This window comes from Streptomyces sp. NPDC041713 (assembly GCF_055591085.1).
Genome location: NZ_JBVIZY010000004.1, coordinates 768,031 through 789,167, shown reverse-complemented (window position 1 = coordinate 789,167; position 21,137 = coordinate 768,031). Strand labels below are relative to the sequence as shown.

Below are 21,137 nucleotides of genomic sequence, written 5' to 3'. Positions count from 1 at the left end.
GCGTCAACGGCCTATGCCTCGGCAGGTCGCGGAGGTTCAGTGCCCGTCGCTCTCCCGTGCGCCGCCGTCGTCACCCGGCCGGCCCACGCCCGGCAGGAACTCCTGCACCTTCGCCTTCAACCCCTGCCGCACCGCCGCCACCGCGCCCGCGTCCCCCTTGAGGAGCGCGGCCGCAGCGGCCTCCACCTGCTCCCACGTCGCGTGCGGCGGGAGCGGCGGCACCGCGGGGTCGGTGCGGAACTCCACGAGCGCGGGGCCCGGCGCGTCGAGTCCCGCACGCCAGGCATCGGCGACGTCCTCGGGCCGGTCCACCCGGATGCCGGTCAGGCCGAGCAAGCGGGCGAACTCCGCGTAGGGCACGTCGGACGCGTCGTTCCACACGCCCACGACGAGCCGCGGATCGTCCCAGCCGTGGCGGTTCTCGGCGGCGGTGACGAGCTCCGCCATGCCGCCCCTGCGCATCGCACCGTCGCCCACCAGGGCGAGGACGGGCCGGTCCGGATGCGCGAACTTCGCCCCGATCGCGTACGGCACCGCGCAGCCCGGCACGGCGAGCGTGCCGGACAGTGAGGCGCGCATGGTGCCGCGCAGCCTGAGATGGCGTGCGTACCAGGTCGCCACCGGGCCCGTGTCGCAGGTGATGACCGCGTCGTCGGGCAGCAGCGGGTCCAGGGCGCGCGCCACGTGCTCCGGATGCAGGGGGTCCGCGTCGAGTCCGGCCCGGTGGGCGAGGACCGCGTCCCAGCGCCTGACGCCGGCACAGATCTCGTCTTCCCACTCGCGGCTGACGGAGCGGCGCTCCTCGTCGATCAGCGGGATCAGTGCGCGCAACGTCGCCCGCGCGTCGCCGACGACGACCTCCTCGTACGGGTACTCGTACGCGGAATGCGCCCCGCCCTCCCGTGGGTCGGTGTCGATCCGCACGGAGCGCGCCTTGCCCGGTTCCGGCAGGAAGTCCGGGTGGGGGCGGCCGGCCCCGATGGTCAGGAGCGTGTCGCAGTCGCGCATCAGCTCGTAGCCGGGGCGGGTGCCCTGCGGGCCGAGCACGCCGGTGACGTACGGAAGCTCGTCGCTCAGCACGTCCTTGCCGAGCAGCGTCTTCACCACGCCCGCGCCCAGGAGTCCGGCGAGCTCCTCGACCTCGGCGCGCGCTTCCCTCGCGCCCTGGCCGACGAGGATCGCGGCCCGCTCACCGGCGTTGAAAACCTTCGCGACCCGGCGCAGCGCGTCCGGCGAGGGCAGGGGCGTCCCGGTGTCGGCGAGGGCCGGGTCGGGCGCGTGGCCGGGACGGGAGTGGTCCGGCTCCTGGACGTCGCTCGGGAGGATCACCACCGTGGGGCAGCGGTGTGTGTACGCGGTGCTGATCGCCCGGTCGATGACGTCCGGCAGCTGCTCGGGCGCCGTCACCGTCTCCACGAACTCGCCCGCCACGTCCGCGAAGAGGGCGTGCGGATCGGCCTCGGGACGGTACGCGCCGCCCGGCGCGGCGTGGCCCGTACGGCTGACCAGGGCGAGGACCGGCACACGGTCGGCCTTCGCGTCGTACAGACCGGCCAGGAGGTGGGCGGCGCCGGGGCCCCACTCCGCCACGCACACCCCGAGCCGGTCGCCGCACTTGGCGTACCCCACCGCTTCGAGCGCGGCCGCCTCCTCGTGCCGCGCCCGCACCAGGCCCGGCAGCTCCCCGACCCCGCCCCACGCGGCGAGCAGACCGTCATCGCCGTCACCCGGACAGCCGAAGACCCGCTCGACGCCCCGGGCGCGCAGGCGTTCCAGGACGTGGTCGACGACCTTGGCACTCATGACGGGAAACCTCCGGGCGGTGCCGGAGTCGGATCAGTCCGGGTGTCCCGAGCAACCGGCGGGAAACCTCGGGGCGTTTGTCGCGGAGAGCCGGGGGCAGGCGGAGGAGAGTGCTTCGGACCGGAGGCACGTCCGTGGGAGTGACCGCGTCACTCCTCCCGGGTGTGCCCCGTCGTGGTCCGACGCGCACGCGCTCCCACGGTGACCGTCCACCCAAGGCACCCACGAGGGAGTTGCGACGCACCATGCGATCCCACACCAGCACGGCAGTACCCCACAGGACGTCCGGCACCGCCGTGGTCACGCGGACGACCGCCCCCACGGCCCCCGCCGGGACGGCCCGCACCGCGGCCCCCGCGCGCGTGGCCACCGGCGCCGCGCTCCCCGCGCGGACCAAGCGTCACCCGCACGACGACGCCCCCGACACCGTGGAGGCCTTCGAGCGCCTCGTCGACCTGGCGCCCGGCGCCGAACGGGACGCCCTGCGCAAGGAGATCGTCCAGGCCTGGCTCCCCATGGCCGAGCGCCTCGCCGGCCGGTTCCGCAACCGCGGCGAGGCCCTCGACGACCTGCGCCAGGTGGCGGCCCTCGGCCTGGTGAAGGCCGTCGACCGCTACGACGCCCGGCGCGGCACCGCCTTCGAGAGCTACGCCGTGCCCACCATCACCGGTGAGATCAAGCGGCACTTCCGCGACCACATGTGGACCCTGCACGTGCCGCGCCGCGTCCAGGACCTGCGTAACCGGGTGCGGTTCGCGCGCCAGGACCTCTCCCAGACCGCCTCCGGGCACGCCCCGACCGTCGCCGAGATCGCCGAACACGCGCAGATGAGCGAGGAGGACGCGAAGGCCGGCCTGGAGGCCCTGGACAGCTTCACCGCGCTCTCCCTCGACGCCGAACTCCCGGGCAGCGAGGACGGCTACTCGCTGAGCGACGCCCTGGGCGGACCCGACCACGCGCTCGACATCGTCGTCGACCGCGAGGCCGTCAAGCCCCGCATCGCCCAGCTGCCCGAGCGCGAACGCACCATCCTCTACATGCGGTTCTTCGGCGACATGACGCAGAGCCGCATCGCCGACGAGATGGGCATCTCGCAGATGCACGTCTCACGGCTCATCAGCCGCTGCTGCGACCGGCTGCGCGACCAGGTCATGCGGGACGCCGCCTGACCCCCGGGCGCGGGCCCGGGCGCTCCGGGTCCGCGGAACCAGGCTCAGGGTGCGGCGCCGCCGCGGCGCAGGGCGAGCGCCATGTGCCGGGACATCACGTCGACGGCCCGCGCCTCCGCCATCGAGAAGGCGAGGCGCGGGCCGCTGCGGAAGAGCGTGAGGACGCCCTCCACCGGCCCGTGCCGGTGGGCGGTCAGCGGCACGCACAGCAGAGAGGTGACCTCGGCGCGCACCAGGACGTGCGCGCCGGACGCGTCCCTGCCGAAGGCGTCCGGGTCGTCCGGGCGCACCTGCAGCGAGGCCGCCCCGCCGCGCGCCGCCTCCACGACGAGGGGGCACGCGGCGGGGTCCTGCGCCAGGACGTCGTCGGCCGGCGCGTCCCGCGGTCCGAGGACCGTCACGCGCCGCAGCCGCGCCGCGCCCTCGTCGGCGATCACCCAGTCCGCGAACCGCCCGTGCAGCACCTCCGCCGCCCGTTCGAGGACGGCCGCGCGGTCCCCGGCGGGCGCGGTGAGCAGGGCCGCCGTCATCGCGTCGGCGAGGTCGAGCTGCGCGGCGTGCCGGGTCGCCTCGCCGAGGTTGGGGGTGGGGCCGGTGGTGCTCGGCAGCCGCTCGGCGCGCCCACCCGACGGCTGCAGCACGACGAGCACCGCGGTGCGCGGCTCGGCGCCGGGGCGCAGTGCCGTGAGCGTGGCGCGCACCGGGGTGCCGGGGCTCCGCTGGAGATGGACGTTGAGGCTCCGGTCGCCCTCGCCGCGGGCGACCGCCGCGGTCTGCGAACGGAAGGCGACCCGGTCGGCGTGGACCAGGAACCCGGCGAGCGGCCGGCCCGTCGCGTACCCGGCGCGGACCCCGGTGAGACCGGTCGCGGCGAAGTTCATCCGCCGGACCACGGTCTCCCTGTCCATCAGCGCGACCGGCAGCGGCATCCGCTGGAACAGCGCCCGCAGCAGCCGCTGCTCGTCCCGGTCCGACGTGGCGTTGTCCCACTGCCCGTTGACCGCGAGGCGTTCGTACGTGGGCCACAACTGGTCGGCGACGTGGTCGAGTTCGAAGAGCGCCGCGTCGAGCACGGTGCTGAGGTCACCCGTGGGGACGGAGCGGGCCGACTTCAACTCGGCGATACGACGCACAAAATCCGCGAGGTCTTCACCGAACTCCTCCATGTGGGACATGGGTCGAACCTAACGGCTGCGACCGTTTTCCGGAGGCCTTGCCGGGAAGCCGAAGAGGAGAGGAGGAGACGCCATGGCTCCCTTGCCGGATCCGGACCTGCTGCGGCCTGAGTCGTCCCTGCCCGGCCGCAGGCTGTCCGAACTCGCCGAACAGGCCGTCCGCTGCACACCCGCCTGCTGCGGCGCCGGCACGACCGTTTCCGACCTGGGCGGAGAGCACCCGGCCGCGGTCACCCACCCGGACCTCGCCGGTCTCCTCGCGGTGCAGCTGCGCTCGGGCGACGGACCGGTCCCCGCCGCGGAGGAGAGCGGCACGGTGGTCGGCTCCGAGGACCTGCTGCGGGACGAACGGTGGCCCGATTACCGGGCGCTGGCCCTCGACTCCGGCGTACGGTCCTGCGTCACCCTGCCGTTCCTGCGCGGCGGCCTCACCGTCACCCTGACCCTGTTCAGCTTCCACCCGGGCGCCTTCGACGAGACCCGGTACGGGCCCGCGCAGGCCCTCGGCTCCTTCGCCACCACGAGTTTCGTCCGCGACCGGCACTACCGCGCCGCGCTGACCGAGCTGGACCAGCTCGGCGCGGCCCTGCGGACCCGGCCCGTCGTGGACCAGGCGTCGGGGATCGTCATGCACGTCCTCGGCTGCGACGCCGACGTCGCGTTCGGGGTGCTGCGGCGGATCTCCCAGGCCACCAACCGCAAGCTCGCGGACGTCGCGGCCGCGCTGGTCGAGACGAAGGGGCGCGGACTGGAGCGCGAGCTGGTCTCGCTGGGGCGCTGAGAACGCCGAGGCAGCCGCACAGGGGGCAGCGCTTTCAGGGCCCGGACCGGTCGGAAACGGCCAGGTCCGGGCCCTTCCCGTGCCTGCTCCACCGGCCGCGCGGGCCCGCGGAACGCTCACCCGGGCGGGGGCCAGCGCGGGCGCGCGGGAAGGCGCCGCGTTGTGATGGGCAGGTACGGCGATGTCCCGGCGGTCCTGGGTACGCACCGGCCCACGGGGCATGAGGACACCGTCACACGAGTGCACGGAGGTACGGATGAGGCGGACGGACACGGAGGGCCACGGCCCCGTCCGGTACGGGCCGCCCGCGCCGGAGCCCGGCCTCCCGGTCCTGCCCGAGGTGGCGGCGGCCGCCGCCGCGGTCGCGGGCCGCTCCGCCGCCGAGCCCCCGGGCGGCGGGCCCGCGCTCCTGGACGCCGCGAGCGGCTACTGGGACCGGCGCGGCCTGCCCGTGGAGCGCGAGAGCATCGCCGCCGCGCCCGGCGCCCCGCCCCTGCTGCTCGCCCTCGGTGCGGCGCTAGGCGGCGACGTCCTGCTGCCCCGGCCCTGCCCCGCCTGGTGGGCGCCGCAGGCGCGGCTGCTCGGCAGCGCGGTCTACCACGTGCCGACCCCGGCGGAGTGCGGCGGTGTCCCCGACCCGTACGCCCTCCTGGAGACCGTCCGCCGGGTCCGCGCCGAGGGCGGGCACCCCCGGCTCCTGGTGCTCTCCGTGGCCGACGACCCGACCGCCACCGTGCCGCCCCCCGAAGTGCTGCACGAGGCCGTGGAGGCGGCCGCCGACGAGGGGCTGCACGTCGTCAGCGACGAGACCTGGCGCGACAGCCTGCACCACCCCCACGACACCGTCCTCGTCGGCCCCGCCGAGATGGACCACGAGCGGGTGACCGTCCTGTGCGACCTCGCCGGGTCGCTGCTCCCGCCGGCGCTGCCCGCCGCCGTCGCCCGCTTCCCCGCGACCGCTGCGGGCGCCGCCCTGGGCGCCCGCACCCTCGACGTCCTCACCGCGCTCGGCGCGACCCTCGCCGCCCCGGCCGCGGCAGCGGCGGCGTACGCGCTCGGCGAGCCGGACGAGGTCACCGGGCGGCTCGCCGCCGCCGTCCGCCTGCACGCGCGCGTGGCCGCCGCCGCACACCGCGCGCTGCTCGGCGCGGGCGTCCTGGCCCGGCCCCCGCAGGCGGGCCGCCACCTGTACGCGGACCTCGGCCCCCTGCGCTCCGTGCTCGCCGCGCGCGGCGTCGGTGACGCGCAGGACCTGGAGGACTTCCTCACCGCCCGGCTCGGCATGCCCGCGCCCGGTGGCCACCGCTTCGGCGACGACATCGACGCCCTGCGCGTACGGCTGTCCACGGGACCGCTCCTCGGCGCGACCGAGGCGGAGCGCCTGGCGTCGCTCGCCGCGCCGGACCCGCTGGAACTGCCGCACGTACAACGGGCGTTGCGCACCTTCACCGCCGCCTTCGACGACCTCCGCGCAGCCGCCGAGCGAAGGGAGCCTCCTCGATGACCCAGCAGGCACAGCCGCAGGAAGACGGTCGGCTGCCCCATGTCTCCGACGGGCCCGGCCTGTTGGACGTGTCCACCGCCGCACCCGCACCGCCGCGCCCGCCCCGAGACACCCGGGCGTGGCCCAGGTCCTTCGCCGACCGGCTCACCGCGCCCCTGCCCGGGCTGCGCGGACTCGCCAGGTTCGCGCGCGAGGGCGCGCTGCGGCCGCGTGCCGAGGGCCTCGCCGACATCCGGCGGCTGCCCTTCGACCCCGGCCCACTGCCGCGTGTCGACGCCCGCACCGTCGCCGTCACCTGGGCGGGGCACGCCAGTTGGGTCGTCCGCATCGGCGGCCTCACCGTGCTCACGGACCCCGTCTGGTCCCGCAAGATCCTCGGCACCCCGGCCCGTGTCACCCCCGTCGGCGTCGCCTGGAGCGCCCTGCCGCCCGTCGACGCGGTCGTCATCAGCCACAACCACTACGACCACCTGGACGCGCCGACGCTGAACCGGCTCCCCAGAAACACCCCGGTCTTCGCGCCCGCCGGCCTCGCACGCTGGTTCACCCGGCGCCGCTTCACCCACGTCACCGAGCTCGACTGGTGGGAGAGCGCCGAACTGCGCGGTGTGCGCTTCGACTTCGTGCCCGCCCACCACTGGTCGAAGCGGTCCCTCCTCGACACCTGCCGGACGCTGTGGGGCGGTTGGGTGCTCACCGACGCGCAGGGCCAACGGGTCTACTTCGCGGGCGACACCGGGTACGGCCACTGGTTCGAGCGGATCGGCGCCCGCTACCCCGGCATCGATCTCGCGCTCCTGCCGATCGGCGCGTACGAGCCGCGCTGGTGGCTCAGGGACGTCCACTGCGACCCGGAGGAGGCCGTCCGCGCGGCGACCGACCTGGGCGCGCGCCGGATGGCGCCGATGCACTGGGGCACGTTCCTGCTCTCGGCCGAGCCCGTGCTCGAACCGCTCACCCGGGTGCGGGCGGCCTGGGAGCAGACGGGACGCCCCCGCGAGGATCTGTGGGACCTGCCGGTGGGGGCGTCACGGGTCCTCGCGTGAGCGAACGGATACGTGCGTGGGCGGCGGGCCCGCCCCTACCCTCCCTCTACCGGAACCCGAGATGCGGGTCCGCGCCGGTCAGTTCGGCACTGGCCGCCCACAGCCGGGCGGCGACGGCCGTGTCCCGCATGTGCTCGGGGACGGGCTCGCACCGCGGCAGGCCCCGCAGCCCGAAGACGCGCGGGCCCCACAGCTGCCCGCCCTCGGCCTCGGGGTCGAGCACGGCGCGGACGACCGGCCACGCCCCGGCGTCCTTGCCCTGCACCATGAGCCCGGCGGGCGCGGCCCGCAGCCGGGCGCCGGGGGAGACCTGGTGGACCGGCGGGCGGGCGGGCGTGAGGGAGTCCAGCGCGCCGCCGGGGTGGGCCACCAGACTGAGCACCGTGCTCCCGGTGGCGCGCAGCCGCCGGTCGAGTTCGAAGCCGAAGTGCATCTGCGCCAGCTTCGACCGGCCGTAGGTGCGCTTGGGGCGGTAGTCCCTGGCCGACTGCAGATCGTCCGGGTCGAGGCGTTCGGAGCGCGCCGCGAAGCTCCCCACGGTCACGACCCGGGCGGCCGGGGCGGCGCGCAGGAGGGGCGCGAGCCATCCGGTGAGGGCGAAGTGGCCCAGGTGGTTGGTGCCGAACATCAGCTCGTGGCCGTCCCTCGTCTCGCGGCGCGGCGGATCGTCGAGCGCGACGCCCGCGTTGTGGACGACCGCGTCGAGCCGGTCGAGGCCCAGCCGGTCCACGGAACCCTTGAGGGACGACAGGTCGGCGAGGTCGAGGCGGAGGTGGCGCACCCGCGCGCCGGGCACCCGGGAGCGGATCGAGGCCATGGCCGCCTCGGCCTTCGCGTCGTCCCGGCTGCCGAGCACGACGAGGGCGCCGGTGCCGGCGAGCTGCTCGGCGGTGAAGTAGCCGATCCCGGCGTTGCCCCCGGTGACGAGGAACACGCGCTCTCGGGCGGACGGCAACCGGTCTACGTCCCACGGTCGGTGCCGGGCGATGGACGACATGATGGCGGACTCCTCGTGCTCGGTCGGCGTGCGGGGTGCCCCGACGGAACACCCACGCCCCCAAGATCACATCCGCCACCGACAGACGACCGACAGGTCCGGGAAGCCACCGACAGACACCCGACACCGCGCACAGGACCGCGGAGTCCGACGAGAGGCGCTAGTGCGCCGGCGCCCCCCGTACCTTGCGCCACACCGCGGGCGCCACGCTGATCAGGACCGTCAGGACGACCGCCACCGCGACGCCCTCCCACGGTTCCTTGAAGAGGGAGCCGCCGAGGATGCCGATGAGCTGGTACGTCACCGCCCACGCCAGGCACGCCGGGATGTCGCCGCGGGCGAACTGACGCAGCGGCATCTTCGCCATCAGGCAGGCCAGCATCACCGGGATCCGTCCGGCCGGGACGAGCCGCGACAGCACCAGGACCATCACGCCGTGGTCCTTCAGCTTGGCCTGCGCCTGCGCCAGCCGCTCCTCCGGCGCCCGGTCCCGGATCGCCGCCAGCCAGCGCGACCCGTTCTTAGACCGCATGCCGCGCCGCCCCAGCCAGTACAGGGCGACGTCCCCGAGGAACGCCGCGAACGCCGCCACACCGAAGACGAGGAGCAGCGAGAACGGCGCCGTCTGGTGGACGGCGACCACCGCCGCCGAGCTGACCAGCGCGCCCGTCGGCACCACCGGGACCAGCGCGCCGATCACCACGAGGAGGAAGAGCGACGGATAGCCGAGCGCCTGCTGGGTGCCCTCCGGAGGGATCTGCGTCACCGCGTCGGGTATCACCGGGCCACCTCCGGCAGCACGCTCTCCCCGTGCGCGAGCCGGTGCACCGTCACGTCGGCGGCGAGCCGTGCCGCCTGCCGGACGAACTCATGGCCCGGGGCGTGGAATTCGTGCGGGCGCACCGCGTCCATGCCGATCGGCCAGTACGTTCCGTAGTGCACCGGGACCGCGCTGCGCGGCGCGATCCTGGCCAGCGCCTCCGCGGCCCGGCCCGCGTCCAGATGCCCCTGGCCCAGGTACGGGCCCCAGCCGCCGACCGGCAGCAGCGCCACGTCGACGTCGCCGACCTCTTCGGCCATCCCGTCGAACAACCCGGTGTCCCCGGCGAAGTACGTGCGCGCCTCGCCCGCCACGACGAAGCCGAGGGCCGGCGAACGGTGCGGGCCGACGGGCAGCCGCCGCCCGTCGTGCAGCGCGGACACCACGCGGACGACGACGTCGCCGACCGGGACCTCGTCGCCCGGCGCGACCTCGGTGAAGCGGAGGTGGGGCAGCCTGCGGGCCAGACCGGGCACGGCACGCGCCGCCCCGCGCGGGACCAGCGCACGGGTGCCCGGCACGAGCCGGGCGAGCGAGGGCACGTGGAGGTGGTCGGCGTGCAGATGCGACAGGAGCACCACGTCGGCGACGGCCGCCTCCGGCGGCGGCAGCGCGCCTCTGCGCCGGCGCAGATGGGCGAGGCGACGGGCGAACAGGGGGTCGGTCAGGACGCGGACACCCGAGTCCTCGACCGTGCATGTGGCATGACCCCACCATGTGACCTCGACGGGCACCCGGTTCCTCCTTCGTGCGACTGTCTCCGAGCCTACGGCCAGGAGTAGGGTCGGCGGCCTACGCCGAGGGTGAGGGGACGCCATGGGAGATGTCGTGGGGGCCGGTGCCGGCACCGCGGTCGGCGCCCTGCGCGTCGCCGCCATCGCCAGCCTGACGCCCCTGGCCGAGCTCGACGCCGACCCGTTCCTGGTCGACTCGCGCAGCCAGCACGCGATGTGCGCGCGGTGGGCGGCCGAGCAGGGCTACGTGATCACCCGCGAACTCGTCGTACGGGGACTGCGCGCCGACCACGCCATGCTGTGGGACGACGTCGACGCGGGCCTCGTGGACCTCTTCGTGGTGCCCAGCCGCAGGGTCCTGGAGCGGGCGCTGCGGTCGGCGGACGAGTTCACCACGGAGTGCGCGCGGCGCGGGGTGCGGGTCGAGACGGCGGGGCTCGCCGAGCCCGCGTACGACTCCCAGATGAAGGCACGGGTGCACCGGCGCCTTTCGATGCCGACGGCGGGGTACGACGGCCGCTGACCGGGCCCCCTCGCCCGCGCCGTGTTCCAGACTCCTGCGCCGGGCCGCCTCGCTCCGCGCCCGGTACTACTCCGCGCCGGGGCGATCGACGGGTATGACACGCTGGTCTCCGGTTGCGGGGGAAACGTGAAGGGGCGCGGCGTGGGGCAAGGGCGATGGCGGAGACTCGGCAGCGCGCTGTGGCGCGTGGCCGCCGTATGGGCCGTCAGTACGCTCACGATGCTCGTGCTCGCCGGCATCCTGCCGGACTTCAAGCTCCAGGCGGACTCCGGCGACAGCGCCACCCGCATCGCCATGACCGCCGCCCTCGGCGCCGGCGCCTTCGGTCTGCTGTCCGTCCTGGTGTGGCCGCTGCTCGTACGGGCCCTGCTGCTCGTGCCCGCCCTGGTCCTCGGCCTGCTCGCCTTCTTCCTCAACGGGTCGCTGTTCCTGCTCGCCCTGAGCCTCATCCCGGAGGGCCGCGGGGAGGCGGGCGCCGAGACCGCCGTGGTCGTGGCCGCCGTGATGTCCGCCGTCGCGTCGGCCACCGGTGGCGCCCTCGCCGTACGGGACGACGACGCCTACCGGCGACGGCTGTACCGCCTCGCCGACCGCCGCCGCAGGCGCGGCCCCGACGGCAGCCCGGGCCCCACCACGCCCGGCACCGTGTTCATCCAGCTCGACGGCGTCGGACACGACGTGCTGACCTCGGCCGTCGACCGGGACGTCATGCCCACCGTCGCGCGCTGGCTGGGCAAGGGGCCGACGGGAACCGCCTCGCACCGCCTCACCCCCTGGCGCACCGACTGGTCCAGCCAGACCGGCGCCAGCCAGCTCGGCATCCTGCACGGCTCCAACCACGACGTGCCCGCGTTCCGCTGGTACGAGAAGGACACCGGCGAGGTCATGGTCAGCAACCGGCCCGCCTCCGCCGCCGAACTGCAGCGCAGGGCCGTGGAACGGACCGGCGACGGCGGGCTCCTCACCGTCGACGGCGCCAGCCGCGGCAACCTCTTCAGCGGCGGCGCCGAACAGCTCGCCCTCGTCCTGTCGATCGCCGCCCGGCGCGGCAAGGAGAACCGCTCCCGGGCCGGGTACTTCGCGTACTTCTCCGATCCCGCCAACGCCGTCCGCACCGCCCTCTCCTTCGTCGCCGAGGTCTTCCGCGAGATCGGCGAGTCCACCGGCGCCCGGCTGAAGCGGCGCCGCCCGCGGGTCGGCCGCGGCGGCCTGTACCCCTTCATCCGCGCCTTCGCGACCGTCGTCGAGCGCGACGTCGTGGTCGCCGCCGTCATCGGGGACATGCTCGCCGGGCGCAGCGCGGTCTACGCCGACCTCGTCGCGTACGACGAGGTGGCGCACCACTCCGGGCCGGCCGGCAAGGACGTCGACAAGGTCCTGCGCCGCCTCGACCGGTCGCTCGCGCTCCTCGACCAGGTCGCGGAGCACGCGCCGCGCGCCTACCGGATCGTGGTGCTCTCCGACCACGGGCAGAGTCCGGGCGAGACGTTCCGCGCCCGCTACGGCCTCACCCTCGGCGACCTGGTCCGGGCCGGCTGCGGGCTGCCCGTGCCGCGCAAGGCGCAGCGCACGCACAGCGGCGCCGAGGCCCGCTCCGCGGTGCGCGCCGCGCTGCGCCGGCCCGTCGAGGAGGCCGCCGACCAGCACCGCCCGGCCCGCGGCGCCGAACCGATCGTGCTGGCCTCCGGCAACCTCGGGCTCGTCTCCTTCCCCGACGTGCCGCACCGCCTGACCCGCGAGGAGATCGACCAGCGTCACCCGGCGCTGCTCGCGACCCTCGCCAACCATCCGGGCATCGGCTTCCTGCTCGTCCGCAGCGCCGAGCGCGGGCCCCTCGTGCTCGGGGCGCGCGGCGCCGAGGTCCACCTGGACGAGGTTCATCTGGACGAGGACTCCGCCGACCTCGGGCCGCTCGCCGACTTCGGGCCCGGCGCCGCGGACGCCGTGCGCCGCACGGACGGCTTCCCGCACGTCGCCGACATCATGGTCAACTCCTGGTACGACCCGGAGGAGGGCGAGGTCCTCGCCTTCGAGGAGCAGATCGGCTCGCACGGCGGCCTCGGCGGCGCGCAGGCCCGCCCCTTCCTGCTGTCGCCGCTCGCGCTCGGCGACCCGGCGCCGGACGGCACCGAACCGGTCGGCGCCGAACAGGTCCACCGGGTGCTGCGGCGCTGGCTGGGGGAGGACCTGGGACCGCAGATCCCCGTGGCCGTACCGGCGAACGATTCCCTGTTCGAGCCGCCCGCCGACACAGCTTTTGCGGTCCCCGACCGTGCGGCGCAGGACAATACGCGCTGATTTGGAGCAGCGCCGGGCGTGCCCGACCATGTCTTCCGCCCGGCGATCCCGGGCGCCGGGCACGACGAGAGGCGCACCACCCCATGCACGACACCGGAACCGTTGCACCGTCGGCTCCGGCCCCCGACCAGCAGGAATCCGGGGAATCCGCGCCGCACAGCAAGCACGCCCGGAGGTTCGGGCTGCCGATCGCCACCTGCCTGGTGATGGGGAACATCATCGGCGGCGGCATCTTCCTGCTGCCGGCGTCCGTCGCCCCGTTCGGCACCATCAGCCTCGTCGCCTTCGGCGTCCTGACCGCCGGGGCCATCGCCCTCGCGCTCGTCTTCGGCCGGCTCGCCGAACGCGACCCGCGCACCGGCGGCCCCTACGTCTACGCCCGCGCCGCCTTCGGCGACTTCGCCGGGTTCCTGGCCGCCTGGTCGTACTGGATCACCACCTGGGTCTCGAACGCGGCCCTGGCCGTCGCCGCCGTCGGCTACCTCGACGTCCTGCTGCCCGTCGGCGACCACAAGTGGACGGCCTGCGTGGCCGCCCTGGTCCTGCAACTCCTGCCCGCCCTCGCCAACTTCGCGGGCACCCGGTACGTCGGTGCCGTCCAACTCGTCGCCACCGTACTGAAGTTCCTGCCGCTGCTGCTCGTCGCCGTCGGCGGGCTCTTCTCCTTCGACAGCGCCAACCTCGGTCCCTTCCAGGCGAGCGACGACAGCCCGACGGGCGCGGTCTCGGCCGCCGCCGCGATCCTGCTCTTCTCCTACCTCGGCGTCGAGTCGGCGGCCGTCAGCGCCGGTGAGGTGCGCGACCCGCGGCGCAACGTCGGACGCGCCACCATTCTCGGCACCCTGGGCGTCGCCCTCGTCTACCTCCTCGGCACGCTCGCCGTCTTCGGGACGGTCGCGCACGACAAGCTGGTGGGCTCCACCGCGCCCTTCTCCGACGCCGTCGACGCGATGTTCGGCGGCTCCTGGGGCGGCACCGCGGTCGCCGTCGCCGCGCTGGTCTCGATGGTCGGCGCCCTCAACGGCTGGACGCTGCTCAGCGCGCAGACGCCGTACGCCGCCGCCCAGGACGGGCTGTTCCCGAGCGCGTTCGGGAAGAAGAAGCGCGGGGTGCCGACCGTCGGTGTGCTCGTCACCGTCGTCCTCGCCTCGCTGCTCACCGTCTACAACTACACGGCGGGTTCCGGCGGGGTCTTCGAGTCCCTGGTCCTCATCACCACGTTCACGGCGACCGTGCCCTACCTCCTGGCCACCGCCGCGCAGATCTACTTCCTGGTCTCCGGACAGCGCGAGCGTGTCGTGCGCGGGCGCCTGGTGCGGGACGCGGTGCTCGCGGGCGCGGCGTTCGCGTTCTCCATGTGGCTGGTCGCGGGCTCCGGCTACGCGGCCGTCTACCAGGGCGTGCTGTTCCTCTTCGTGGGCGTGCTCGTGTACGCGTGGATGGCGGCCCGCAAGCAGCGGGCCGCCACCGTGACGAACGACTGAACCGGTCCTCCCTACCGCTGGCCGGGTCTACTGCTGTTCGGGCCTACCGCTGTCCGGGCCTACCGGGCGAGCTGCGCGACGACCCAGCGACGGGTCTTGAACATGCTGTCCCGGGCGCCGATCTCGATCAGCTTGCGGGCCGCGGGGTACGCCTCGTCGCCCTCCACCTCGTAACCGACGTCGAACGTGCCGGGCACGTCCGTGACCTCGAGCGACTGCTCCGCCGCCGCGCCGCGCGCGCCCTCCTCACCGGCGGTGACCGCCGCGAGGTGGGCGAGCAGCCTGCGCTGCGCCGCGTCCAGGGCCTGGCGCGGGTCGCGCTCCAGCGGGGCCGCCGAGGCCGTGCCGCCCTTGGGCTGCGGCGGGGAGATCTCGCTGCTCGGCTCGCGGGTGACGCCGGTGGCCCGGCGGGTGGCGATCTGCGCCTGCACGGGCGTGCCGTCGTTGTCGAGGCCGACGCGGATCAGGCCGAGGCCCGGGGTGATGACCGGGACGCCGTCGAAGACCTGCCGGAACGTCACATGGGTCTGCAGCGATACCGGCCGCCCGACCTCCGAGCCGTCCTTCGTCCCGGAGTTCTGCATCAGGTCGTGCACGCTGTCGACGACCAGCTCGGCGCCCTCGGCGTACCGCTCGGCGAAGGTCCGCGCGGTCTCGATCGCGCGCTCGGTGGGCAGTTGCTGGGTGTTGCGGTGGTTGGGCTCGGCGAGCCTGATCCAGCGGTTGCCCTGCGGTGAGGTGGAGATGACGCGGTCGCCGGAGGTCGCGCTGAGCACGCCCATCCGCTCGGTCTGGACCTCCTGCAGCGCGGCGGAGGGGAAGTCGGCGAGCTGCCCGAGCCCGCTCAGCTCGGCGCCCGGCTCCACGGGCGCCAGCTGGACGATCTGCCGCTGTCCGGGGAGCTGGGTGAGCGTGTCCCTGATGCCGGCGCGCGCGTAGTACCAGCGCCACGCGTACCAGCTGTCCGGCACGTGCTCGCGGTAGAAGTTCCGCTCGGTGTTGAGGCGGTTGGTGGCCTCGGCCTGGGTGGCGCCGACCGCGCACACCGACGGTGCCTGGCCGTGGTAGATGTCCCAACTCGCGTTCAGCCAGGCGTCGCAGTACGTCTGCCCGGCCCGCCACTTCTCCCAGAACTTCTTGCCGTAGTCGCCGCTGTCGATGGAGACGGTCTCGAACCCGAAGAGCATCCGGAAGCCGATGTTGGGGCCGCCCCAGGTGCGGATCGGGGAGTGGCCGCCGGTGACCTTGAGCGAGTCGCAGGTCGAGAAGAAGACGTAGTTCACCTTCTCGTTGCCGAGCGCCATCCGGTTGGAGACCGCGTCGCTGCGGCCGTCCCAGGCCGCGCCGAGCGGCGCGAAGAACACGCCGTTGCCGTCCATGCCGCCGTGGCCCGAGTGGTACACGGCGACGACCGCGTCCATCCCGTACCGGTCCTGCCAGTTGTCGTACGTCTCCTCGTACGCCCACACCTGGGCGCCACCGTCGGCGAACCAGAAGTTGCGGTCGTAGAACTGCTGGAGGTACGCCAGCCAGCCGGTGGCGTCCTCGTGCGTGTGGTACAGCGTCGCCTGGTTGACGAACTTCTGGATGCTGAAGGCACCCCACCAGCCGAAGGTCGAGTCCCGGTGCCCCGCGGCTCCGGGCTTCTCCGGTTCGAGTGGAGAGGGACCGCGGTCCGAGTAGTTGATGCGCATGGCCAAACCCCCTGAGACGGTCTCCTCGCGCCGTGCGCGAGGGGGCCTCAAAGTGTCACCGCGAACGCCGCTTGCCCAGTTGCGATTCCGGCCATAGGCCCCCGGCCACGGGGCCGTCCCCGCACCTCAACGGCCCCTCGGGCCCACCGGCACACACCACGTGTTCGGATCCACGGAGGCGCACCTGCGGGCCCCGCTCGAACAGGGCCGGGGCGTGGGGCGGCCCGTTTTCATCCTGAGGCCCGGCAACTGGCCCAAGGTCGCACCGGAGCAGCGGAGTTGAGCAGATTGCAATCGACCCCGTCAGGCGACCGTCGCGACGCCGATGCCGATCGCGATGAACAGCCAGCCGGTGGTCAGCTCCCAGCGGTGCCGGATCTTCGGGTGGGCCAGCAGGGCGCGCAGCCGGGCGGCCACGGCCACCAGGGCGAACCAGTAGACGATCCCGATCAGGACGTCCAGAGCGCCGAGCAGGAAGATCTGCCGCGGCATCGACCCGTCGCCGTCGACGAACTGCGGCAGGATGCTGAGGAAGAACAACGCGGCCTTGGGGTTGAGCACATTGGTGAAGAACCCCTGGGTGAAGCCGGAACGCCACCGCGCGCCGCCACCGAACTCTGCTTCCCCCAGCGGTGGTTGAGGGAGGTCATCCGGGCGGCGGCGGCCCCCGTGCGTCGTCCCTCCGGCAGCCCGCTCCCGAGCGGCTCGTCGGGCGGCACGCACCGCACGTACACCCAGGTGGACCAGGTAGGCCGCGCCCAAGAGTTTGATCGTGTCGTATACCGCCGGCGAGCGGGTGGCGATCACCGACAGACCGACTGCGGCGGCGAGCATGTGCACGCACAGCCCGGCCTGTGCGCCGAGCGCGGCCGCTCGTCCCCTGGCCGGATGCTCGACCGCCGACCGGACCACCACCAGGAAATCCGGGCCGGGTACCACGTACGCCACCAGCACCACGCCGAGGAAACCGATGAGGTCGACCGACATTCGCGCTCCGTCTCGTCCGCCAAGAGCAGGCTCAGGGGCTTACCCCTACCCGCAGATCGGCGTCGGGCGCACGTCTGTCGGCAAAACGGTGGACGGGCCTACGCTCAGTCGAGGCAGAACTCGTTGCCCTCGACGTCCTGCATCACGAGGCACGACTCGTTCTCCTCGTCGGCAGGCAGCAGCCGCACGCGGGTCGCGCCGAGTGCGACCAGGCGCGCGCACTCCGCTTCGAGCGTCGACAGACGTTCCTCGCCCACCAGGCCGGTGCCGGCCCGTACGTCCAGATGCACCCGGTTCTTGACGGTCTTTCCCTCCGGGACGCGCTGGAAGTACAGCCGCGGGCCCACCCCCGTGGGATCCGCGCAGGCGGCCCACGCGCCGCGGTCTTCGGGAGGCGGCGCGAGCTCGTACCCCAGCGCCTCGCACCAGAAGCGGGCGACGCGTTCGGGCTGCGCGCAGTCGAAGGTGACCTGGAACTTCTTCACGACCGGCAGTGATGACATCGAGGACATCGGCGCACCCCAACAAGGCGGGTGCGGCCCCGGTGAGTTCCCGGCGTAACGTCTGCAGTTCAATGACTGCCGAGTCGTCCCAGGACGTCTCGGTGCCAGCTCAAGTCCAGCGGTGAAGAGCGGAGTTGCCCATGCACGGCGCAGGCGATCGGATCGATACCTCGACGGCCCACTCGGCGCGGGTGTACGACTACATCCTGGGCGGCAAGGACCACTACCTGGTCGACGTCGAGGCGGGCGACGTCATGTGCCGGCACTGGCCCGCGCTGCCCGTGCACATGCGGGAGAACCGGCGGTTCATGCACCGCGCCGGGCGCTACCTCGCCCAGGAGCAGGGCGTCCGCCAGTTCCTCGACATCGGCACCGGCCTGCCCACCGCCCCCAACCTGCACGAGGTCGCGCAGGACGTCGCGCCGGAGTCCCGCGTCGTCTACGTCGACAACGACCCCATCGTGCTGGCCCACGCCCGCGCCCTGCTGCAGAGCTCCCCGGAGGGCGCGACCGCCTACGTCGACGCCGACATGCACGACCCGGACGCCATCCTGGACAGCCCCGAGTTCCGCGCCCTGATCGACCTCGGCGAGCCCGTGGGGCTGATGATCATCGGGATCCTGCACTTCATCCTGCCCCCGGACGACCAGCGCCTGGTCCGGCGGCTGCTCGACCCGCTGCCCTCCGGCAGTTTCCTCGCGCTGACCATCGGCACCGCCGACTTCGCCCCCGAGGAGGTCGGACGCGTGGCCGAGGAGTACGCGCAGCAAGGCATGCCCATGGTGCTGCGCGACCTGCCGACCGCCACGTCCTTCTTCGACGGGATGGACCTGCTCGACCCGGGAGTCACCCAGGTGCACAAGTGGCGGCCCGGCCCGACGCAGGAAGGCATCGACGACCGGGCCATCGCGATGTACGGGGCGGTGGCCCGCAAGCGCTGACGGGGGGCGGGGCGTGGCGCCGGCCCCGTACCAGCCCGTACAGGCCCGTACCGGCCACGTACGCGACCACCCCTGCGGCCGCGTGCGCCGTTTTCACGCGGAGTGTGATCGGATGGCGGCAACGGAAGTTCCGCTCGCGGAACCGCGCCGAACCTCATGAACCGCACTGAAGGGAACTGCATCGTGGCAACCACGCGCTCCGCGCACACGGTCTGGGAAGGCTCTCTGACGGAGGGCTCGGGCACCGTCACCTTCGACTCCTCCGGCATCGGCGAGCAGGCGGTGTCCTGGCCGTCGCGCGCCGAAGAGGCGAACGGCAAGACCAGCCCGGAGGAGCTGATCGCCGCCGCACACTCCAGCTGCTTCGCCATGGCGCTGTCGCACACCCTGACCGGCGCCGGCAACCCGCCCACCCGGCTCACCACGTCCGCCGACGTGACCCTGCAGCCGGGCACCGGCATCACCGGCATCCACCTCACCGTCGAGGGCGTCGTGCCGGGCCTCGACGAGGCCGGCTTCGTCGAGGCCGCCGAGACCGCCAAGGCGGGCTGCCCGGTGAGCCAGGCCCTGTCGGCCACGCCCATCACGCTCTCGGCCAAGCTGGCCTGACCCGGCGCCTGTTGACGATGCCGCCGCCCCTCTCCGGGGTGGCGGCATTGTCACGCGCGGCATTGACAACAGCCCGCTCAAGTTTTGTGATGGGGAATGGAGTAGACCTGGATACGGGGACGTGAGCCCGCGGCGGAAGGGACTGGACCATGGCACGTGCGGTCGGGATCGATCTCGGTACGACGAACTCAGTGGTGGCCGTACTGGAGGGCGGTGAGCCCACCGTCGTCGCCAACGCGGAGGGGGCCCGCACCACGCCCTCGGTCGTCGCGTTCGCCAAGAACGGCGACGTTCTGGTGGGCGAGGTCGCCAAGCGGCAGGCGGTCACCAACGTGGAGCGCACCGCGCGCTCCGTCAAACGGCATATGGGCGACGGCGGTTGGCGGTTCCCGGCGGAAGGATCTGTGGACGGCACCCGCTTCACCGCGCAGGAACTGTCCGCGCGGGTCCTGCAGAAGCTCAAGCGCGACGCCGAGTCCTATCTGGGCGAGGACGTCAGGGACGCGGTGGTCACCGTGCCCGCGTACTTCGACGACACCCAGCGCCAGGCCACCAAGGAGGCCGGCGAGATCGCGGGGCTCAACGTCCTGCGCATCATCAACGAACCGACGGCGGCGGCCCTCGCGTACGGCCTCGACAAGGGCGACGACGAGACGGTGCTCGTTTTCGACCTCGGCGGCGGCACCTTCGACGTCTCGCTCCTGGAGATGGGCGAGGGCGTCATCGAGGTGAAGGCCACCAACGGCGACACCCGGCTCGGCGGCGACGACTGGGACCAGCGGATCGTCGAGCACCTGGTCCGCCAGTTCAAGAACGGCCACGGCGTGGACCTCGGCCAGGACAAGATGGCGCTGCAACGCCTGCGGGAGGCCGCCGAGAAGGCGAAGATCGAGCTGTCCTCGTCGAGCGAGACCGACACCAACCTGCCCTACATCACCGCCTCGGCCGAGGGACCGCTGCACCTGGCGGAGAAACTGACCCGCGCCCAGTTCCAGGAGCTGACCGCCGACTTGCTCGACCGCTGCAAGGAGCCGTTCCACCAGGCGGTGAAGGACGCCGGCGTCAAGCTCTCCGCCGTGGACCACGTGATCCTGGTCGGCGGCTCCACCCGGATGCCCGCGGTGACGGAGCTGGTCAGGGAGCTCACCGGCAAGGACCCGCACAAGGGCGTCAACCCCGACGAGGTGGTGGCGCTCGGCGCCGCGCTGCAGGCCGGGGTGATCCGCGGCGACGTCAAGGACGTGCTGCTGCTCGACGTGACGCCGCTGTCCCTCGGCATCGAGACCAAGGGCGGCATCATGACCAAGCTCATCGAGCGCAACACCACGATTCCCACGCGGCGTTCGGAGACCTTCTCCACCGCCGAGGACAACCAGCCCTCGGTCGGCATCCAGGTCTTCCAGGGCGAGCGGGAGATCGCCGCGTACAACAAGAAGCTCGGCGTCTTCGACCTGACCGGGCTGCCGCCCGCCCCGCGCGGCGTCCCCAAGATCGAGGTCACCTTCGACATCGACGCCAACGGCATCATGCACGTCTCGGCGAAGGACGAGGCCACCGGGCGCGAGCAGCGCATGACCGTGACCGGTGGCTCCGCGCTGCCCAAGGACGACATCAACCGCATGGTGCGCGAGGCCGAGGAGCACGCGGAGGAGGACCGCAAACGGCGCGAGGCGGCGGAGACCCGCAACCAGGCGGAGCAGCTCGTCTACCAGACGGAACGCTTCCTGCGGGACAACGGCGACAAGGTGCCCGCCGCCACGACGTCCGAAGTGGAGTCGGCCGCCGCGGAGTTGAAGGAGATCCTCAAGAACCGCGGCGACGACACGACGGCCCTGCGCGCCGGCGCGGAGAAGCTGGCCGCCGTCAGCCAGAAGATGGGCCAGGCGATGTACGCGGAGGCAGGCGGGGCCGCCCAGGAGCAACAGGCCACGGGGGGCACGCAGGGTACGGAGGCCGCTGCCGAGGACAGCGTGGTCGACGCCGAGATCGTGGACGAGGACGATCGGAGCGGGGCCGACCGAGGCGGGGACGACCGCGACAAGGGCGCCACCCCGTAACCGGCAGGGGAG

The 21,137-nt window shown here is 73.6% G+C and carries 18 protein-coding genes; 10 read left to right on the top strand and 8 right to left on the bottom strand.

The genetic code is table 11. The annotated features are described in order from the left end of the window. Positions 1 to 36: 36 nt before the first annotated feature. The gene (locus ACZ6CV_RS16420) at positions 37 to 1,803 is read right to left on the bottom strand and encodes a thiamine pyrophosphate-binding protein (RefSeq protein ID WP_469251437.1); all 1,767 of its coding nucleotides are present in this window, start codon (positions 1,801 to 1,803) and stop codon (positions 37 to 39) included. Between the two features lie 245 nt (positions 1,804 to 2,048). Here ACZ6CV_RS16420 and ACZ6CV_RS16415 point away from each other — a divergent pair, with 245 nt between their 5' ends. Further along, positions 2,049 to 2,972, top strand: coding sequence for an RNA polymerase sigma factor SigF (locus ACZ6CV_RS16415; RefSeq protein WP_469251436.1), 924 nt, complete (start codon positions 2,049 to 2,051; stop codon positions 2,970 to 2,972). A 44-nt stretch (positions 2,973 to 3,016) separates the two neighbouring features. Here ACZ6CV_RS16415 and ACZ6CV_RS16410 read toward each other — a convergent pair whose 3' ends face one another. Beyond that, positions 3,017 to 4,147, bottom strand: a complete 1,131-nt coding sequence (locus tag ACZ6CV_RS16410; protein WP_469251435.1) for a PAS domain-containing protein — start codon at positions 4,145 to 4,147, stop codon at positions 3,017 to 3,019. A 73-nt stretch (positions 4,148 to 4,220) separates the two neighbouring features. On the opposite strand from ACZ6CV_RS16410, the gene ACZ6CV_RS16405 reads away from it, so the two are divergent. The 3 genes from ACZ6CV_RS16405 to ACZ6CV_RS16395 all read left to right on the top strand — a co-directional run bounded on the left by ACZ6CV_RS16405 (position 4,221) and on the right by ACZ6CV_RS16395 (position 7,478). Beyond that, the gene (locus ACZ6CV_RS16405) at positions 4,221 to 4,928 is read left to right on the top strand and encodes an ANTAR domain-containing response regulator (protein ID WP_469251434.1); all 708 of its coding nucleotides are present in this window, start codon (positions 4,221 to 4,223) and stop codon (positions 4,926 to 4,928) included. Positions 4,929 to 5,184: 256 nt separating this feature from the next. After that, complete coding sequence (locus tag ACZ6CV_RS16400; protein WP_469251433.1) at positions 5,185 to 6,432, top strand: aminotransferase class I/II-fold pyridoxal phosphate-dependent enzyme; 1,248 nt, start codon at positions 5,185 to 5,187, stop codon at positions 6,430 to 6,432. Further along, a complete protein-coding gene (locus ACZ6CV_RS16395) occupies positions 6,429 to 7,478 on the top strand; it encodes an MBL fold metallo-hydrolase (RefSeq protein ID WP_469251432.1) in 1,050 nt (349 codons plus the stop codon). Before ACZ6CV_RS16400 ends, ACZ6CV_RS16395 begins: the two co-directional genes overlap by 4 nt. Before the next feature lie 46 nt (positions 7,479 to 7,524). Here the strand turns inward: ACZ6CV_RS16395 and ACZ6CV_RS16390 are convergent, their stop codons facing one another. The 3 genes from ACZ6CV_RS16390 to ACZ6CV_RS16380 form a co-directional block, all read right to left on the bottom strand. Then, entirely contained in the window at positions 7,525 to 8,475 is a 951-nt protein-coding gene (locus ACZ6CV_RS16390) for an SDR family NAD(P)-dependent oxidoreductase (protein ID WP_469251431.1), read from the bottom strand. 160 nt (positions 8,476 to 8,635) lie between these two features. Continuing rightward, positions 8,636 to 9,241, bottom strand: a complete 606-nt coding sequence (locus tag ACZ6CV_RS16385) for a DedA family protein (RefSeq protein ID WP_469251430.1) — start codon at positions 9,239 to 9,241, stop codon at positions 8,636 to 8,638. 11 nt (positions 9,242 to 9,252) lie between these two features. After that, positions 9,253 to 10,029, bottom strand: a complete 777-nt coding sequence (locus ACZ6CV_RS16380) for an MBL fold metallo-hydrolase (protein WP_469251429.1) — start codon at positions 10,027 to 10,029, stop codon at positions 9,253 to 9,255. 82 nt (positions 10,030 to 10,111) lie between these two features. Between ACZ6CV_RS16380 and ACZ6CV_RS16375 the strand changes: the two genes are divergently transcribed. From ACZ6CV_RS16375 to ACZ6CV_RS16365, 3 genes are all read left to right on the top strand, one after another. Next, entirely contained in the window at positions 10,112 to 10,552 is a 441-nt protein-coding gene (locus ACZ6CV_RS16375) for a hypothetical protein (RefSeq protein ID WP_362360410.1), read from the top strand. 219 nt (positions 10,553 to 10,771) lie between these two features. Then, positions 10,772 to 12,850 carry an alkaline phosphatase family protein gene (locus ACZ6CV_RS16370; protein ID WP_469251496.1) on the top strand — a complete coding sequence of 693 codons (2,079 nt, stop codon included), beginning with the start codon at positions 10,772 to 10,774 and terminating at the stop codon, positions 12,848 to 12,850. Positions 12,851 to 12,933: 83 nt separating this feature from the next. Beyond that, a complete protein-coding gene (locus tag ACZ6CV_RS16365; RefSeq protein WP_469251428.1) occupies positions 12,934 to 14,334 on the top strand; it encodes an amino acid permease in 1,401 nt (466 codons plus the stop codon). Between the two features lie 59 nt (positions 14,335 to 14,393). On the opposite strand, the gene ACZ6CV_RS16360 is transcribed toward ACZ6CV_RS16365, so the two are convergent. The 3 genes from ACZ6CV_RS16360 to ACZ6CV_RS16350 form a co-directional block, all read right to left on the bottom strand. After that, the gene (locus ACZ6CV_RS16360) at positions 14,394 to 16,028 is read right to left on the bottom strand and encodes a DUF6345 domain-containing protein (RefSeq protein ID WP_469251427.1); all 1,635 of its coding nucleotides are present in this window, start codon (positions 16,026 to 16,028) and stop codon (positions 14,394 to 14,396) included. A 303-nt stretch (positions 16,029 to 16,331) separates the two neighbouring features. Then, positions 16,332 to 17,015 (bottom strand): LysE family translocator, encoded by a 684-nt coding sequence (locus ACZ6CV_RS16355; RefSeq protein ID WP_469251426.1) that lies wholly within the window; start codon positions 17,013 to 17,015, stop codon positions 16,332 to 16,334. 104 nt (positions 17,016 to 17,119) lie between these two features. Beyond that, on the bottom strand, positions 17,120 to 17,527 hold the full coding sequence (locus tag ACZ6CV_RS16350) for a VOC family protein (protein WP_469251425.1): 408 nt from the start codon (positions 17,525 to 17,527) through the stop codon (positions 17,120 to 17,122). Between the two features lie 131 nt (positions 17,528 to 17,658). Here ACZ6CV_RS16350 and ACZ6CV_RS16345 point away from each other — a divergent pair, with 131 nt between their 5' ends. The 3 genes from ACZ6CV_RS16345 (at position 17,659) to dnaK (ending at position 21,125) form a co-directional block, all read left to right on the top strand. Continuing rightward, positions 17,659 to 18,459 (top strand): SAM-dependent methyltransferase, encoded by an 801-nt coding sequence (locus tag ACZ6CV_RS16345; RefSeq protein ID WP_355817237.1) that lies wholly within the window; start codon positions 17,659 to 17,661, stop codon positions 18,457 to 18,459. A 183-nt stretch (positions 18,460 to 18,642) separates the two neighbouring features. Then, complete coding sequence (locus ACZ6CV_RS16340) at positions 18,643 to 19,068, top strand: OsmC family protein (protein ID WP_362360431.1); 426 nt, start codon at positions 18,643 to 18,645, stop codon at positions 19,066 to 19,068. Between the two features lie 149 nt (positions 19,069 to 19,217). Continuing rightward, the gene (dnaK, locus tag ACZ6CV_RS16335; RefSeq protein WP_469251424.1) at positions 19,218 to 21,125 is read left to right on the top strand and encodes a molecular chaperone DnaK; all 1,908 of its coding nucleotides are present in this window, start codon (positions 19,218 to 19,220) and stop codon (positions 21,123 to 21,125) included. Positions 21,126 to 21,137: the final 12 nt, after the last annotated feature.

Bases quoted from the DNA above. Each gene is read 5' to 3' on its own strand.
- dnaK (WP_469251424.1), top strand. From the start codon at position 19,218: ATGGCACGTGCGGTCGGGATCGATCTCGGTACGACGAACTCAGTGGTG.
- ACZ6CV_RS16410 (WP_469251435.1), bottom strand. From the start codon at position 4,147: ATGTCCCACATGGAGGAGTTCGGTGAAGACCTCGCGGATTTTGTGCGT.
- ACZ6CV_RS16375 (WP_362360410.1), top strand. From the start codon at position 10,112: ATGGGAGATGTCGTGGGGGCCGGTGCCGGCACCGCGGTCGGCGCCCTG.
- ACZ6CV_RS16360 (WP_469251427.1), bottom strand. From the start codon at position 16,028: ATGCGCATCAACTACTCGGACCGCGGTCCCTCTCCACTCGAACCGGAG.
- ACZ6CV_RS16415 (WP_469251436.1), top strand. From the start codon at position 2,049: ATGCGATCCCACACCAGCACGGCAGTACCCCACAGGACGTCCGGCACC.
- ACZ6CV_RS16355 (WP_469251426.1), bottom strand. From the start codon at position 17,015: ATGTCGGTCGACCTCATCGGTTTCCTCGGCGTGGTGCTGGTGGCGTAC.
- ACZ6CV_RS16395 (WP_469251432.1), top strand. From the start codon at position 6,429: ATGACCCAGCAGGCACAGCCGCAGGAAGACGGTCGGCTGCCCCATGTC.
- ACZ6CV_RS16420 (WP_469251437.1), bottom strand. From the start codon at position 1,803: ATGAGTGCCAAGGTCGTCGACCACGTCCTGGAACGCCTGCGCGCCCGG.
- ACZ6CV_RS16405 (WP_469251434.1), top strand. From the start codon at position 4,221: ATGGCTCCCTTGCCGGATCCGGACCTGCTGCGGCCTGAGTCGTCCCTG.
- ACZ6CV_RS16365 (WP_469251428.1), top strand. From the start codon at position 12,934: ATGCACGACACCGGAACCGTTGCACCGTCGGCTCCGGCCCCCGACCAG.
- ACZ6CV_RS16350 (WP_469251425.1), bottom strand. From the start codon at position 17,527: ATGTCCTCGATGTCATCACTGCCGGTCGTGAAGAAGTTCCAGGTCACC.
- ACZ6CV_RS16345 (WP_355817237.1), top strand. From the start codon at position 17,659: ATGCACGGCGCAGGCGATCGGATCGATACCTCGACGGCCCACTCGGCG.
- ACZ6CV_RS16370 (WP_469251496.1), top strand. From the start codon at position 10,772: ATGCTCGTGCTCGCCGGCATCCTGCCGGACTTCAAGCTCCAGGCGGAC.
- ACZ6CV_RS16390 (WP_469251431.1), bottom strand. From the start codon at position 8,475: ATGTCGTCCATCGCCCGGCACCGACCGTGGGACGTAGACCGGTTGCCG.
- ACZ6CV_RS16400 (WP_469251433.1), top strand. From the start codon at position 5,185: ATGAGGCGGACGGACACGGAGGGCCACGGCCCCGTCCGGTACGGGCCG.